We start from the raw sequence: 15234 nt of genomic DNA on the forward strand, positions 1-15234 counted from the left end.
GGGCCGGACCTCGGCCACCCTGGTCCGGGCCTCTGGTCCGCGAGGTCTGGGCCATCGGGCCGGAATACAACGATCCGGAGTCGGGACTTCCGTCACGTTCACCCCTGAGTTTGAATGCGGGGGCTCGTGACCCGAGAACTTAAGGATTCGTCCATGACCTCGCAACCCTCCCTTGCGAAGGCAGACCGCAACCCCACCGATCCCGGGGATTCGCAGTCCGGAGACACCGGCGACGGCCTCAAGGCCGGGCTGAAGAACCGCCACCTCTCCATGATCGCCATCGGTGGCGTCATCGGAGCCGGCCTCTTCGTCGGCTCCAGCTCCGGCATCGCCGCCGCCGGACCCGCCATCCTCGTGTCGTACGCCCTCGTCGGCACGATGGTCGTCCTCGTGATGCGGATGCTCGGCGAGATGGCCGCCGCACGGCCCACCTCGGGCTCCTTCTCCACCTACGCCGACCAGGCGCTCGGCCGCTGGGCCGGTTTCTCCATCGGCTGGCTGTACTGGTTCTTCTGGGTCGTGGTGCTCGCGGTGGAGGCCACCGCCGGTGCCGTCATCCTCAACGGGTGGATACCCGACGTCCCGCAGTGGGGCTGGGCGCTCATCGTGATGGTGGTGCTCACCGCCACCAACCTCGTCTCGGTCGGCTCCTACGGCGAGTTCGAGTTCTGGTTCGCCGGGATCAAGGTCGTCGCCATCGGCGGGTTCGTGATCATCGGCCTGCTCGCCGTCTTCGGCGTGCTGCCGGGCTCCGACAACCCGGGCGCCGGATTCGCGCACCTCACCGACGCGGGCGGCTTCATGCCGAAGGGCGCGGGCGCCATCCTCACGGGTGTGCTCATGGTCGTCTTCTCGTTCATGGGATCCGAGATCGTCACGCTGGCCGCCGGTGAGTCCGAGGACCCGCAGCGCGCGGTCACCAAGGCCACCAACAGCGTCATCTGGCGCATCGGCGTCTTCTACCTGGGCTCGATCTTCGTCGTCGTCACGCTGCTTCCGTGGAACGACAAGTCGATCGTCGAGGACGGCAGTTACGTCGCCGCGCTGAACTCGATCGGCATCCCGCACGCCGGTCAGGTCATGAACGTCATCGTCCTGACGGCCGTCCTCTCCTGTCTGAACTCCGGCCTCTACACCGCCTCGCGCATGGCCTTCTCGCTCGGACAGCGCGGTGACGCGCCCAAGGCCTTCGCGCGCACCAACGCGCGGGGCGTGCCGCAGGCCGCGATCCTCGGGTCCGTCGTGTTCGGCTTCGTCGCCGTCTGGTTCAACTACCAGTGGAAGGACACCGTCTTCGACTTCCTGCTGAACTCGTCGGGCGCGGTGGCCCTGTTCGTCTGGCTGATGATCGCGTTCACGCAGCTGCGGATGCGCGGGATCATCCTGCGCGAGCAGCCGGAGAAGCTCGTCGTGAAGATGTGGCTCTTCCCGTACCTGACGTGGGTCACGATCGCGATGATCTCGTTCGTGCTCGTCTACATGCTGACCGACGAGACCGGACGCAAGCAGGTGCTCCTCTCACTGCTCGCGGCGGCCTTCGTGGTCGTCTTCTCCCTCGTGCGCGAGAAGGTGCGGCCCCGCGTCGCCGCCGACCCCGCGGTCGAGGGCGAGAGCGACAAGGTCGACGCCTAGCCGGTGCCGTCCGACGGTGGCGCGGTCGACGTGCCCGCCACCGTCGGCGGCCGTGTGCTCGGTCCCGGCGACCCGCCGTCGCCCGGATCGCGCGCGGTGAGGAACATGACGGCCGCCACGGCGGCCGCGACCAGCAGGACCACGGCGGTCAGAACACGCGACCGCCGGTCGGCCGTGGCCTTCTCGGCCTCCTCCGGGGATGCCTCGCGCGGCCTCGGCGGCGCCGCGAGCACCGCCCGCAGGGCCGCCTCCGTCTCGTCCAGACCCGGCCGCCGCTCGGGCTCCTTGGCCAGGAGCGCGCCGAGCACCGCACGCAGCCCGCTCGGTCCTGGCGGCAGCTCGGGCGGCTCGTGCAGGACGGCCACCAGCGTGTTCATCGTCGAAGCGCGGGCGAACGGCGAGCTGCCGCGCAGCGCCGCGCAGAGCGTCGCCCCCAGGGACCAGAGATCGGAGGGCGGCCCCTGTGCCGCCCCGGAGATCCGCTCGGGCGCCATGTACTCGGGCGAGCCCACCAGGAACCCCGTCCGGGTGAGGCGGCCCGTGTCCTGGAGCGCCGCGATGCCGAAGTCGGTGAGGACGACCCGGCCCGCGGGCCCCTCCGGGCCGAGCAGGACGTTCTCCGGCTTGATGTCCCGGTGCACGACCCCCGCCGCGTGCACCTTCCGGAGCGCCGCCACCAGGGCGAGCCCCAGATGCGCCGCCGCGTGCTCGTCCAGGGGGCCCTGTTCGTCGACGTACCGCGCGAGCGAGCGGGCGTCGATCAGCTCCATGACGATCCAGAGGCGGCCGTCCTCCTCGGCGACGTCGTAGACCCGTACGACACCGGGGTGGTCGATGCGCGCGCTGGCCCGCGCCTCGCGCAGCGCGCGTTCCCTGCGGACACGGGTGTCCTCGGTCTCGGCGCCCTCGAAGCCCCCGTCGACCCGCATCTCCTTCACCGCCACCCGGCGGTCCAGGAGTTCGTCGGCCGCGCGCCAGACGCGGCCCATGCCGCCCTGGCCGATGACCTCCAGCAGGCGATAGCGGCCCGCCACCACACGAAGCTCCGGCATGGGTGTCCACCCCCAGCTGCCCCCGACCCTCCCTTCATGACAGCACGTCCACGCCGTTTCCCGAAGACCGAAAAACTTGACGGCGGATGTCAGGTTTTCCGGGGAGGCTCTGCCGCGTCAGCCGCACTTCCAGGAGGATCACCGTGGACTTCACCGACCAGCGACTCGTGTTCCGGCCCGGCGACGACGGGTACGACGCGGAGATCGCCGGCTTCCAGACCGGCTTCCGGCAGCGGCCCGCGCTCGTGTTCGCGGCCGGGAGCGCCGACGATGTCGTCGCCGCCGTGTCGTACGCCGCCGAGGCGGGGCTGCCCGTCGGGGTCCAGGCCACCGGGCACGGGCTTCCGGGGGCGTCGGAGGGCGGCGTACTGATCAGCACCCGTCGGATGGACTCCGTACGGATCGACGCCGGGGCCCGCACGGCCACCGTCGGCGCGGGCGTGCGCTGGGGCCAGGTCATCGAGGCCGCGGCGGCGCACGGGCTCGCGCCGCTGAACGGTTCGGCGCCCGGCGTGGGAGCCGTCTCGTACACGCTGGGCGGCGGACTCGGCATCCTGGCGCGGGAGTTCGGGTACGCGGCGGACCACGTCCGGTGGCTCGACGTCGTCACGGCGGACGGCACCCTGCGCCACGTCACGCCCGTCGACGAACCGGAGCTCTTCGGCGGGCTGCTCGGCGGGGGCGCGCACCTCGGTGTGGTGACGGCCCTGGAGATCGGGCTGGTGCCGGTGGCGCGGCTGTACGGCGGGGCGATCGGGTTCGACGGGCGTCAGGTCGACCCGGCGGCCGTGCTGCGGGCGTACGAGGCGTGGACGCGGACGGTGCCGGACGAGGTGACCTCGTCGGTGGCGGCGCTGGTCTACCCGGACCTGCCGCAGCTGCCGCCGCACCTGCGGGGCCGCTATCTCGTCACGGTCCGGGTCGCCTCCACGGTCTCAGAGGCGGCGGGCGAGCGTCTGGTGGCGCCGCTGCGGGAGATCGGGCCCGTGGTGTCGGACTCGCTGCGGGAGATGCCCTACACCGAGAGCCACACCATCCACAGCGATCCGGACTTCCCGCACTCGTACCACGGGGACAGCGTGCTCGTGCGCGAGCTGGACGTCGCGGCGGCGGGCGAGCTGCTGGCGCTGACCGGGCCTGCCGCCGACACGATGCACGTCGTGCAGATCAACCACCTGGGCGGGGCGCTGGCGAAGCCCGCGGACAACGCGGTGCCCCACCGGGACGCGGGGTGGCTGGTGCGGGTGCTCTCACCCTTCGAGCCTGACGCCGGCAGTGGCGGGGCGGCCCTCGACGCGGTGCGGGCCGTGCAGGAGCGGGCGCTGGGCCTGTTCGCGCCGCAGGCCGTGGGACGGTCGCTCAACTTCGCCTTCGCGGCCGGGGAGAAGATCGAGGGGCTGACGGCGGACGCGCTGTACGACGCCGGGACGCGAAAGAGGCTCGCCGGGCTGAAGGCCACGTACGACCCGGCGAACCTCTTCAGGCGGAACCACGGCTTCTCGGCCCGGGGACGGGCCGGGGGTTGAGCTAGCGGTCGAGGAACTTCCACGCCGTGGGCAGCACGCCCATCGCGAGCGCGGCCTTGAGGGCGTCGCCGATCAGGAAGGGCGTGAGTCCGGCGGCGACGGCCTGGGTCAGGGACATGCCGGTCGCGGCGGCGAGGTACGGGACGCCGACCGCGTAGATGATCGCCGAGCCGAGGACCATCGTGCCCGCGGTGCGCAGGACCGAACGGTCGCCGCCGCGGCGGGCGAGGGCGCCGACCACGGTGGCGGCGAGCAGCATGCCGAGGACGTAGCCGAGGGACGGGGCGGCGACGCCGGAGCCCGCCTGGGCGAACCACGGCATGCCCGCCATGCCCACGAGGGCGTACAGCGCCAGGGAGAGGAAGCCGCGGCGGGCGCCGAGGGAGGTGCCGACGAGGAGGGCCGCGAACGTCTGGCCCGTCACCGGTACGGGGGAGCCCGGGACGGGCACGGCGATCTGGGCCGCGAGGCCGGTGAGGGCGGCGCCGCCGAGGACGAGGGCCACGTCCTTCACGCGGGACGCGGGGAGCAGGTCCGCGAGGACCTGGCCGGGACGGGAAGAGACGGCGGCGATGCTCATCGGGACTCCGCGGGTTCTGTGACGGGCAGATGGGACCCCGCGACGCTATCTCAGGCGGGGGCGCGTGACACCGGCGGTGGGCGACAAGGTGCCGGGTGGCCCGGTGGTGGGCTTCGCACAAAGCGCGAGGGGTATCCGCGCGAGGGGCGTGATGCTCGTCACGGAGGTGAGGCCCACGGAGGTCCGTTTTGCGCGAGGGACCGCTGCCCGGGGAGACTGTAGGTTCCCGCCAAAGTCCTTGTGAGCCCGAGAGCAGCCTGAGCACCATGCACGAAGCACCCCCCGATGGATCCGCACCCGGCACCGGGGGCCGTGCGCAGGCGTCCCGCCCCGCGGGAGGCCTGCCCGCGACAGGAGCGGAGCCCGAACCGCTCGGCGGCGGGCTGAAGCAGCGGCATCTGACCATGCTCGGTCTCGGCGGGGTCATCGGGGCCGGGCTCTTCGTCGGCTCCGGGGCGGGGATCGCCGTCGCCGGGCCGGGGATCGTCGTCTCGTACCTCATCGCCGGCGCGCTCGCGATGTGCGTCATGCGGATGCTCGGCGAGATGTCCGCCGCGATGCCCGCGTCCGGCTCCTTCTCCGTGCACGCCGAGCGCGCGCTGGGGCGCTGGGCGGGGTTCAGCGTCGGCTGGCTCTACTGGTTCCTGCTCGTCGTCGTCCTCGCCGTGGAGGCGACCGGCGCCGCGCAGATCGCCCACGGCTGGGCGCCCGGCGTCCCGCAGTGGGCCTGGGTGCTTCTCTTCATGCTGGTGTTCACGGCGGCCAACCTCGCCGCGGTGAAGAACTTCGGCGAGTTCGAGTTCTGGTTCGCCGCCCTGAAGGTCTTCGCGATCGTCGCGTTCCTGGTGCTCGGCCTGCTGGCGATCTTCGGCGTCCTGCCGGACACGGACCCCGTGGGCCTCACCAACCTCACCGGCCAGGGCGGTTTCCTGCCGCACGGCTGGGAGGGCGTGACGTCCGGCGTGCTCGCCGTCGTCTTCGCCTTCGGCGGTCTGGAGGTCGTGACGATCGCGGCGGCCGAGTCCGACGACCCGGTGCGCTCGGTCGCCCGCGCCGTGCGCAGCGCCGTCTACCGCATCCTATTCTTCTACGTCGGCTCGATGCTGGTCATCGTGACGGTGCTGCCGTGGACCGCGGAGAAGGCCGGCGTCAGCCCGTATGTGACGGTCCTCGACTCGATCGGGGTGCCGTCGGCCGGCACGATCATGAACATCGTGGTGTTCGTGGCGCTGCTCTCGGCCCTGAACGCCAACCTCTACGGCTCGTCCCGGATGGTCTTCTCGCTCGCCGAGCGCGGCGAGGCGCCGAAGGCCCTCCTGAAGGTGTCGGGCGGCGGCGTCCCGCGCCGTGCGGTCCTCGCGTCGGTGGCCTTCGGCTTCGTGTCGGTCGTGCTGAACCTGAAGTGGCCCGACTCGGTCTTCCTCTACATGCTCAACGCGGTCGGCGCGGTCCTGCTGTTCGTGTGGGCGCTGATCGCGGTCTCGCAGCTGCGGCTGCGGCGGCGCATCGAGCGCGAGGCACCGGAGCGGCTCGTGCTGCGGATGTGGGCGTTCCCTTATCTGACGTGGGCGGCGCTGGCCGCGATGGCGGCGGTGCTCGGTCTGATGCTGACCGACGACGCGGCCCGGCCGCAGCTGCTGTGGTCGGCGGGCGCGACGTCCCTGGTGCTCGCGGTCGCCGGGCTGCGGGAGTGGCGCGAGAGGCGCCTGAAGCGGGCGTGAACGTCTCGTGCCCGTTCCTTCACAACGTGTGAGCGTCGTGTCCGTATAGCGGTCAGGTGTTCCCTGTCAGCGGTACCGGACTTCAGACTGTGGGCCGCTCGCTCCCCCGCCCCAGCTACTGAACAGGGCACGCCCATGTCTCGGATGTCCGCCCCCCAGGACACCCCACAGGACGCGTCACCCGACGCGGCCCCCAAGGCCGATTCACCGCTCGTCCACGGTCTCAAGCAGCGCCACCTCTCGATGATCGCCCTCGGCGGCGTCATCGGAGCCGGCCTCTTCGTGGGCTCGGGAGCGGGCATCGCCGCGGCCGGCCCCTCGATCGTCCTCGCCTACGCGATATCCGGCGCGCTCGTCATGCTCGTGATGCGCATGCTGGGCGAGATGTCGGCGGCGAACCCGGCGTCCGGCTCCTTCTCGGTGCACGCCGAGCGGGCGATCGGTCCGTGGGCGGGCTTCACCGCGGGCTGGGGCTTCTGGTTCCTGCTCTGCGTGGCCGTCGGCCTCGAAGGCATCGGTGCCGCGAAGATCATGGTGGGCTGGTTCCCGGACAGCCCCGAATGGGCCTGGGTCGCCCTGTTCATGCTGGTGTTCTGCGGGGCCAACCTGACGGCCGTGAAGAACTTCGGCGAGTTCGAGTTCTGGTTCGCCGCCCTCAAGGTCGGTGCCATCGCGCTCTTCCTGGGCATCGGCGTCCTGGCGATCCTCGGCATCCTGCCCGGCTCGGACGTCTCCGCGCCCGGCACGGCCAACCTCACCGGCGAGGGCGGCTTCATGCCGAACGGCACGGACGGCCTGATCATCGGCCTCCTGGCGTCCGTGTTCGCGTACGGCGGTCTGGAGACCGTCACGATCGCGGCGGCGGAGTCCGAGAAGCCGGTCCAGAGCGTCGCCAAGGCCGTGCGCACGGCGATGTGGCGCATCGCGGTCTTCTACGTCGGCTCGATGCTCGTGGTCGTCACGCTGCTGCCGTGGGACAACAAGGAGGTCGTGGCGAAGGGCCCGTACGTCGCCACGCTCGACCACCTGGGCATCCCCGGCGCCGGACAGATCATGAACGTCATCGTCCTGGTCGCCCTGCTCTCCGCGATGAACGCGAACATCTACGGCGCCTCGCGCATGTCGTACTCCCTGATCGCCCGCGGCCAGGGACCCAAGGTGCTCGGCCGCGTGTACGGCGGCGTCCCGCGCCTCGCGGTGCTCGCCTCCTCGGTCTTCGGCTTCGTCTGCGTCCTGCTCAGCTACTGGCGCCCGGACGACGTCTTCCCCTGGCTCCTGAACATGATCGGCGCGATGATCCTGGTCGTCTGGATCTTCATCGCCGCCTCGCAGCTGATCCTGCGCCGCCGCACGGAGCGCGAGGAGCCCGAGAAGCTGGTCGTGAAGATGTGGGCCTACCCGTTCCTGACGTGGATCGCCCTGGCCGCGATGGCGTACATCTTCTACCTGATGACGGAGCAGCCCGACACGCGCAAGCAGCTGCTCGCCACCGGGACGCTGACGCTGGTGCTCGCGGTGATCGGGTTCGTCCGCCAGAAGACGGCGGAGAAGCGGGCCGCGGTCCAGCGGTAGCCGCCGCGCCCCACCTGCCCACCCCTTCGAGAGGGCCCCGAGTCGACGGACTCGGGGCCCTCCGGCGTTTTCGCGGCGCACCCCCCGGCCTTCGGTCCTAGGACGAAGGGCTGATCAACTTCCGTCCCCTTCTGCTGCTAGCCTGCACTTGCATATAGGTTGCAATAAGCGTTGCACTACAGCAGAGCAGCAGTCGGAGGGCTCGGACATGGCCATTTACACGCTTCCTGAACTTCCGTACGACTACGCGGCGCTCGAGCCGGTCATCAATCCCCAGATCGTCGAGCTGCACCACGACAAGCACCACGCGGCGTACGTGAAGGGCGCGAACGACACCCTTGAGCAGCTGGAGGAGGCGCGCGACAAGGAGACGTGGGGCGCCATCAACGGCCTGGAGAAGAACCTGGCCTTCCACCTCTCCGGCCACATCCTGCACAGCATCTACTGGCACAACATGAACAGCCCCAAGGACGGTGGCGGCGGCGAGCCGCTGGCCGCGGACGGCGTGGGCGACCTCGCGGACGCGATCACCGAGTCCTTCGGGTCCTTCGCCAAGTTCAAGGCCCAGCTGACCAAGGCCGCGGCGACGACGCAGGGGTCGGGCTGGGGCGTGCTCGCCTACGAGCCGCTCAGCAACCGCCTCATCGTCGAGCAGGTCTACGACCACCAGGGCAACGTCGGCCAGGGCTCCACGCCGATCCTGGTCTTCGACGCCTGGGAGCACGCCTTCTACCTCCAGTACAAGAACCAGAAGGTGGACTTCATCGACGCCATGTGGGCGGTCGTCAACTGGCAGGACGTGGCCAAGCGTTACGAGGCCGCCAAGCAGCGCGTGAACAGCCTGCTCCTGGCCCCCTGAGAACGCCCTGCCTCGTGATCGTCTTCTCAACTTTCGCCGAGGCAGGCGGATGGACGAAAGGCCCCCGTGAGGACATGACTCACGGGGGCCTTTCGGTATGCGCCGTTCCGGGGGACGGTGAGCCCATGTCGGACCCTTCCAAGCGCTGCCTCAGCTGTGGTGACAGCTTCCAGGAGTTCCGCTGGCTCACCGACGCGGAGCTGGCCTACGTCGTCTCGAAAGTGGGGCGGGCGGACGCCGGGAGCTTCCGGCGCTGCACCCACCCCGGCTGTCTGCGCGTCCAGCCGCACTTCGACTACAAACGCGGATTCGGCCTCCCCGAGGACTTCCGCTGACCCCCTCCGCCGACCCCGGGCGGGGCCCTCGCTCAGTCGAAGATCGGGCCCTGCGTGCGCGTGCGCTTGATCTCGTAGAAGCCCGGCGTGGACGCCACCAGGAGCGTGCCGTCCCAGAGCCTGGCCGCCGCCTCGCCCTTGGGGGCGGGCGTCACGACGGGACCGAAGAAGGCGACCTGCTCGCCGTCCGCGCCGGGGACGGCGATGACGGGCGTGCCCACGTCCTGGCCGACCTTCTCGATGCCCTCCTTGTGGGAGGCGCGCAGCTCGGTGTCGTACGCGTCCGAGTCCATGTGGTCGGCCAGGTCCTCGGGCAGGCCGACGTCCTTGAGGGCGGAGACGACCGCCTCGCGGGTCGGGCCCTCGCCGAGGTTGTGGAAACGGGTCCCGAGCGCGGTGTAAAGCTTGCCGGTGTACGCGTCGCCGTGCTTCTGCTGGGCGGCGATGACCACGCGGACGGGGCCCCAGGCCTTCGTCTCCAGCATGTCGCGGTACTCCTCGGGCAGCTCGTCGAGCCGGTCCTCGTTCAGCACGGCGAGGCTCATGACATGCCAGCGGACCTCGACGTCACGGACCTTCTCCACTTCGAGCATCCAGCGCGAGGTCATCCAGGCCCACGGGCACAGCGGGTCGAACCAGAAGTCGACGGGGGTCTTGCCGTTCTCGGACATGTCTCTCCCTAGGGAATGCGTGCACGCTTGGCCTGGAGAACGTCAGTGATCTACCCGGGCATTCCCCGATACCGCGCGCTGAGGGCACATGCGAGGATCGTAGACATTCGTACAGGTCGTGCGATCCACGACATACATCCGCGAGTACAAGGGAGTACCGCCCGTGCCCGGTGAGAATCTTTCCCGCGACGAGGCCCAGCAAAGGGCCGCACTGCTGTCCGTCGACGGGTACGAGGTCTTTCTCGACCTGCGCTCCGCGATCGGCGAGAGCGACCAGGAGCCGCGCACGTTCCGCTCCGTCACCACGCTGCGCTTCCGCTCCGCCGAACCCGGCGCCTCCAGCTTCGCCGACCTGATCGCCCCGAGCGTCACCGCGGTCTCCCTGAACGGCAAGGACCTGGACCCCGCCGAGGTCTTCGACGGCACCCGGATCACGCTGGAGGACCTGGCCGCGGAGAACGAACTGGTGGTGGACGCCCAGTGCGCCTACAGCCGCACCGGCGAGGGCATGCACCGCTTCGTCGACCCGGAGGACGGCGAGGTCTACCTCTACACGCAGTACGAGCCCGCGGACTCCCGGCGCGTCTTCGCCAACTTCGAGCAGCCCGACCTGAAGGCACCCTTCCGGTTCGAGGTGCAGGCACCGGAGGGCTGGACCGCCTGGTCGAACGGCACCGGTGAGCTGACCGACGGCGTATGGAAGTTCGCCGAGACGAAGCCGATCTCGACGTACATCACGGCGGTCGTCGCGGGCCCCTACCACTACGTGACGGACTCCTACAGCCGCACCTTCGAGGACGGCACGACGCTGGAGATCCCGCTCGGCGCGATGTGCAGGAAGGGCCTGGCCCGGCACTTCGACGCGGACGACGTCTTCCTGATCACCAAGCAGGGACTCGACTTCTTCCACGACAACTTCGACTACCCCTACCCCTTCGGGAAGTACGACCAGGCCTTCGTCCCCGAGTACAACCTCGGCGCGATGGAGAACCCGGGCCTGGTCACCTTCCGCGAGGAGTTCATCTTCCGCGGCAAGGTGACCCAGGCGTCGTACGAGCGCCGGGCCAACGTCATCCTGCACGAGATGGCGCACATGTGGTTCGGCGACCTCGTCACCATGCGCTGGTGGGACGACCTGTGGCTCAAGGAGTCCTTCGCCGACTTCATGGGCTCCTTCTCGATGGTCGAGGCCACCCGCTTCACCAACGGCTGGATCACCTTCGCCAACAACCGCAAGGCCTGGGCCTACCGCGCCGACCAGCTGCCCTCCACCCACCCGGTCACGGCCGACATCCGCGACCTGGAGGACGCCAAGCTCAACTTCGACGGGATCACGTACGCGAAGGGCGCCTCGGTCCTGAAGCAGCTCGTCGCCTACGTCGGCCGGGACGCGTTCCTCGAGGGCGCCCGCCGCTACTTCAAGCGCCACGCGTACGGCAACACCCGGCTCGGCGACCTCCTCTCGGTCCTGGAGGAGACCTCCGGGCGCGACATGGCGTCCTGGTCGCGGGCCTGGCTCCAGACGGCGGGGGTCAACTCCCTCACCCCGCAGGTCATCCTGAACGCGGAGGGCCGCATCACCGAGCTCTCCGTGCTCCAGGAGGCCGCCGAGTCCCACCCCGAGATCCGGCCGCACCGCGTGGCGGTGGGCCTGTACCGCCGCACGCCCGACGGCGAGCTCACGCGGTACGCCCGCGCGGAGCTTGACGTCGAGGGGCCGCGCACGGTCGTGTCCGAGCTGGCCGGCGAGGAGGCCCCCGAGCTCGTCCTGGTCAACGACGACGACCTGACGTACTGCAAGATCCGCTTCGACGAGACCTCCCTCGCCACGCTGCGGGCGCACCTCGGCGACCTCACCGACCCGCTGGCCCGCGCGCTGTGCTGGTCCGCGCTGTGGAGCCTCACCCGGGACGGGCTCATGCCCGCGCGGGACTTCATCGGTCTCGTGCTGCGGTTCGCCGGGCGCGAAAGCGACATCGGGGTGCTCCAGATGCTGCACACCTGGGCCGACTCCGCCCTCACCTTCTATGCCGCCCCCGAGTGGCGCGAGGAGGGCGGGCGCGCGCTCGCCGAGGGGGCGCTGCGGGAGCTGCGGATCGCGGAGCCCGGCAGCCAGAACCAGCTGACCTGGGCGAGGTTCTTCGCCGCCGTGGCCTCGTCGGCCGCCGATCTCCAGCTGCTCCAGGGGCTGCTCGACGGCACGGCGAAGATCGACGGCCTGGACGTCGACCAGGAGCTGCGCTGGTCCTTCCTCGGCCCGCTGGCCTCGCACGGCGTCGCCGACGAGCGGGCGCTCGCCGCCGAACTGGCGCGGGACGACACGGCTTCGGGCAAGCGCCACCAGGTGCGGTGCCTGGCCGCCCGGCCCTCAGAGGCGGTCAAGGCGCAGGCCTGGGCCTCCGTGGTGGAGTCCGACTCCCTGTCCAACGCCCTGGTGGGGGCCACGATCGCGGGGTTCGCGCAGTCGTCGCAGCGCGAGCTCATCGCTCCGTACGCCCCCCGGTACTTCGCCGCCATCGAGCGGGTGTGGGCCGAGCGGTCCATCCAGATCGGCATGGACGTGGTGAGGGGGCTGTTCCCGATCCTCCAGGACGATCAGGGGACGCTGGACGCGACGGACCTGTGGCTCGCCTCGCACGAGTCGGCCGCGCCCGCCCTGCGCCGGCTCGTCCTCGAAGCCCGCGACGACCTCGCGCGCTCGCTCCGGGCACAGAAGTGTGACGCCGCCGCGGCCTCCTAGGCCGACGCGGACGGGCGCCCGCCGCCGCTGCCCGGCGGCTGCGGCGGGGCGCCCACACCGGCGGCAACCGGACCTTTTCGGCAGTCGAACGTCTGCACTTTAGTGCGGGGTTGTCCAGTTATGTCGACGGGCGTGTAACAGCGGTTAGGGGGCGGACCGGCAGCGGGAATGGCCCGGTCATGAACCACAACACCCCGCTCTCCCCCCGCCCCCTCCGCCACCTCGCCGACGTCCGGCGCCGCGTCATGAGCACCACCCAGCTCCGCGCGCACGGCGTCTCCCCCGCCGACGTCACCGCCCACTGCCGCCCGGAAGGCCCCTGGCAGCAGCTCCTGCCCGGCGTCTGCCTGCTCCACCCGGGGCCGCCGACCAGCGAAGAGCGTCTGCACGGCGCCCTGTTGTTCGCCGGCCGGCCCCCGGCCAGGGCCGCCAGGACCGTGCCCGCGCAGCCCACCGCGGGCGAGCCCCACGCCCCGTACGCCGACGCGCTCATCACGGGCCTCGCGGCGCTCACCCTGCACCGCTTCTCCTCCGCGCCCCCGCTGCTCTCCCTGGACCGCATCGACGTCCTCGTCCCGCGCACCCGGCGGCTGCGCTCCACCGGCTTCGCCCGGCTCGTGCGGACCCCGGCGCTGCCGACCGCCGTCCAGATCAACGGAGTTCCGGTGGCCCCGGTGCCGCGCGCGCTCGCCGACGCCGTGGCCGGGCTCACCGAGGCGAGCGCGGTGCGCAGGCTGCTCACCGAGGCGGTGCGCGGCGGCCACTGCGAACCGGCGGCGATCGTGCGGGAGTTGAACCAGGCCAAGCTGCTCACCCGCCCGCACGTCGTGGACGCGGTGGACTCGCTGCTCGCCGAGGGGCGGGCCATCGCCGAGGGCAGGCTGTACCGGATGGTCACCGAGCACGGACTGCCCGACCCGCTGTGGAACGTCGACCTGCGATTGCCGGGCGGACCGCACCTCGGGGGCGTCGACGCCTACTGGCCCGACCTGGCGGTCGCCGTCGAGCTGGACACCCGGGCGCCCCGCCAGGGGTTCCGCCCGGACGACGACGCGCTGTGGTCCGAGTACGCCCGCAAGCGCGAACACCTGGAGCGCCTCGGCATCACCGTCGTCCACCTGACCCCGAAGAAGCTGCGCGAGTCGCTCGAACAGCAGGCGACCGTCGTCCGGACCGCCCTGATGGCATCGACCGACCGCGACCCGGCCGCGTACGTGGTCGTACTGCCCAGATGACGCACGGCGTGACACGAGGGGGGGCGGGCCCGCAGTCGCGGGTCCGCCCCCCTCGTGTCACGTACGGAGCCCCCCTCTTGTGACGTTGGGGAGCCCCGCGTCACTTCCCGCAGAACTCCGCGTCGATGACCGCCGCACGGTCGCCCTCGGGGCCGTTGAAGTTGAGCGCGAGCATGTGGCGCCCGTCCTCCGTGCCCACCACCTCGGACGACGAGCCGTGGATGTCGCCGTCGTGACCCCAGACGACCGTGCCGCAGGGCGTCCTGCGGCTCTCCAGGCCGAGCCCGTACCGCTCGCGGGGATCGCTCTTGTCCTTCAGGACGGTCCGCTTCATCTCGGCGAGCTGCTTGCCGGGCAGGATCTCGCCGCGCAGCAGGGCCGAGTAGAAGCGGTTCAGGTCCGCCGAGCTGGAGATCATCTCGCCCGCCGGGCCCGCCACGGACGGGTTGAGCTCCGTCACGTCGTGGGTCTTGGCGTCCGGGGCGCCCGACAGCTTCATGTAGGCACGTGAAGCGGGAGCCGGCATCCTCGGGTCGGTTCCGGGGAGGCTGGTGGCGCTCAGGCCCAGCGGCTCGATGATGCGCCGCTCGATGGCGTCCGCGTACGTCTCCCCCGTCACCTTCTCGATGATCATCGCGGCGAGGAGGTAGTTGGTGTTGGAGTACTTCCAGCCCTTGCCGGGCTTGAAGTGCGGCTCGTTGCCCATGGCGACGGCCACCTGCTGCGCCGGGGTCCAGGTGTCGTACCGGTGCGCGAGGAACTTCTCCGAGAACACCTTCTCCCGGAAGCCGGGGTCACGCGCCACGTCGAAGACCCCGCTCGTGTGGTTGAGGAGCCGGCGAACGGTGATCTTGTCGCCGTCGTGCCCGTGGCCCTCGACCACACCCGGCAGCCACCGGCCCACCGTGTCGTCCAGGCGCAGCTCCTTCTCCGCCACCAGCTGGAGCAGCACGGTCGACACGAACGTCTTGGTGACGCTGCCGACGCGGTAACGGTCGTGGGCGCCGCGCGGACTCTGCCGCTCCAGGTCCCCGATGCCCGCGGCCGCGTTCCATTCCCCGTGCTTGTCCCCGTGCCTGTCCCTGGCCTGCACGGTGACACCGGGGGCGTCCGCGTTCAGGGCCGCTTCCATCGCCTCCCGCGTCGCCCGGTGCCGCTCGCCGTACTCGCCGTACTCGCCGTACTCACCGGCCAGCGCAGGCGCCGCGAACGCTCCCGCCACCACCGCCATGGCCACCCCGGCTGCCACGCCCGTCAGACCTCTTCTGCGCACCGGCATCTCTCCCCCTCGGTTCCCGACGTGCCGTTCAC

The 15234-nt window shown here is 71.0% G+C and carries 12 protein-coding genes; 8 read left to right on the forward strand and 4 right to left on the reverse strand.

What is annotated here, in order from left to right:
- The first annotated feature begins 153 nt into the window (after nucleotides 1-153).
- Nucleotides 154-1632, forward strand: a complete 1479-nt coding sequence (locus QBL25_RS16035) for an amino acid permease (RefSeq protein ID WP_409057710.1) — start codon at nucleotides 154-156, stop codon at nucleotides 1630-1632.
- On the opposite strand, the gene QBL25_RS16040 is transcribed toward QBL25_RS16035, so the two are convergent.
- Nucleotides 1629-2684: a serine/threonine-protein kinase gene (locus QBL25_RS16040; RefSeq protein ID WP_409057711.1), complete on the reverse strand. Its 1056-nt coding sequence runs from the start codon at nucleotides 2682-2684 to the stop codon at nucleotides 1629-1631. The genes QBL25_RS16035 and QBL25_RS16040 overlap by 4 nt on opposite strands.
- 143 nt (nucleotides 2685-2827) lie before the next feature.
- Between QBL25_RS16040 and QBL25_RS16045 the strand changes: the two genes are divergently transcribed.
- Nucleotides 2828-4210: an FAD-binding oxidoreductase gene (locus tag QBL25_RS16045; protein WP_409057712.1), complete on the forward strand. Its 1383-nt coding sequence runs from the start codon at nucleotides 2828-2830 to the stop codon at nucleotides 4208-4210.
- A gap of 1 nt (nucleotide 4211) precedes the next feature.
- Here the strand turns inward: QBL25_RS16045 and QBL25_RS16050 are convergent, their stop codons facing one another.
- The gene (locus tag QBL25_RS16050; RefSeq protein WP_409057713.1) at nucleotides 4212-4790 is read right to left on the reverse strand and encodes a biotin transporter BioY; all 579 of its coding nucleotides are present in this window, start codon (nucleotides 4788-4790) and stop codon (nucleotides 4212-4214) included.
- A gap of 266 nt (nucleotides 4791-5056) precedes the next feature.
- Between QBL25_RS16050 and QBL25_RS16055 the strand changes: the two genes are divergently transcribed.
- From QBL25_RS16055 to QBL25_RS16070, 4 genes are all read left to right on the forward strand, one after another.
- Entirely contained in the window at nucleotides 5057-6511 is a 1455-nt protein-coding gene (locus QBL25_RS16055; protein WP_409057714.1) for an amino acid permease, read from the forward strand.
- Between the two features lie 135 nt (nucleotides 6512-6646).
- A complete protein-coding gene (locus tag QBL25_RS16060; RefSeq protein ID WP_409057715.1) occupies nucleotides 6647-8083 on the forward strand; it encodes an amino acid permease in 1437 nt (478 codons plus the stop codon).
- 208 nt (nucleotides 8084-8291) lie between these two features.
- Nucleotides 8292-8942 carry a superoxide dismutase gene (locus QBL25_RS16065; protein WP_409057716.1) on the forward strand — a complete coding sequence of 217 codons (651 nt, stop codon included), beginning with the start codon at nucleotides 8292-8294 and terminating at the stop codon, nucleotides 8940-8942.
- Nucleotides 8943-9067: 125 nt separating this feature from the next.
- Nucleotides 9068-9277 carry a hypothetical protein gene (locus tag QBL25_RS16070; protein ID WP_409057717.1) on the forward strand — a complete coding sequence of 70 codons (210 nt, stop codon included), beginning with the start codon at nucleotides 9068-9070 and terminating at the stop codon, nucleotides 9275-9277.
- A gap of 32 nt (nucleotides 9278-9309) precedes the next feature.
- Here QBL25_RS16070 and QBL25_RS16075 read toward each other — a convergent pair whose 3' ends face one another.
- Nucleotides 9310-9948, reverse strand: a complete 639-nt coding sequence (locus QBL25_RS16075; protein ID WP_409057718.1) for a DsbA family protein — start codon at nucleotides 9946-9948, stop codon at nucleotides 9310-9312.
- 163 nt (nucleotides 9949-10111) lie between these two features.
- Between QBL25_RS16075 and pepN the strand changes: the two genes are divergently transcribed.
- Together pepN and QBL25_RS16085 are read left to right on the forward strand one after the other, a co-directional pair.
- Nucleotides 10112-12688 (forward strand): aminopeptidase N, encoded by a 2577-nt coding sequence (gene pepN / locus QBL25_RS16080; protein ID WP_409062671.1) that lies wholly within the window; start codon nucleotides 10112-10114, stop codon nucleotides 12686-12688.
- Between the two features lie 179 nt (nucleotides 12689-12867).
- On the forward strand, nucleotides 12868-13923 hold the full coding sequence (locus tag QBL25_RS16085) for a hypothetical protein (protein ID WP_409057719.1): 1056 nt from the start codon (nucleotides 12868-12870) through the stop codon (nucleotides 13921-13923).
- A 100-nt stretch (nucleotides 13924-14023) separates the two neighbouring features.
- Here QBL25_RS16085 and QBL25_RS16090 read toward each other — a convergent pair whose 3' ends face one another.
- On the reverse strand, nucleotides 14024-15202 hold the full coding sequence (locus QBL25_RS16090) for a serine hydrolase domain-containing protein (RefSeq protein ID WP_409057720.1): 1179 nt from the start codon (nucleotides 15200-15202) through the stop codon (nucleotides 14024-14026).
- Nucleotides 15203-15234: the final 32 nt, after the last annotated feature.

This window comes from Streptomyces sp. SYP-A7185 (assembly GCF_046103685.1).
Taxonomy (GTDB): Bacteria; Actinomycetota; Actinomycetes; order Streptomycetales; family Streptomycetaceae; genus Streptomyces.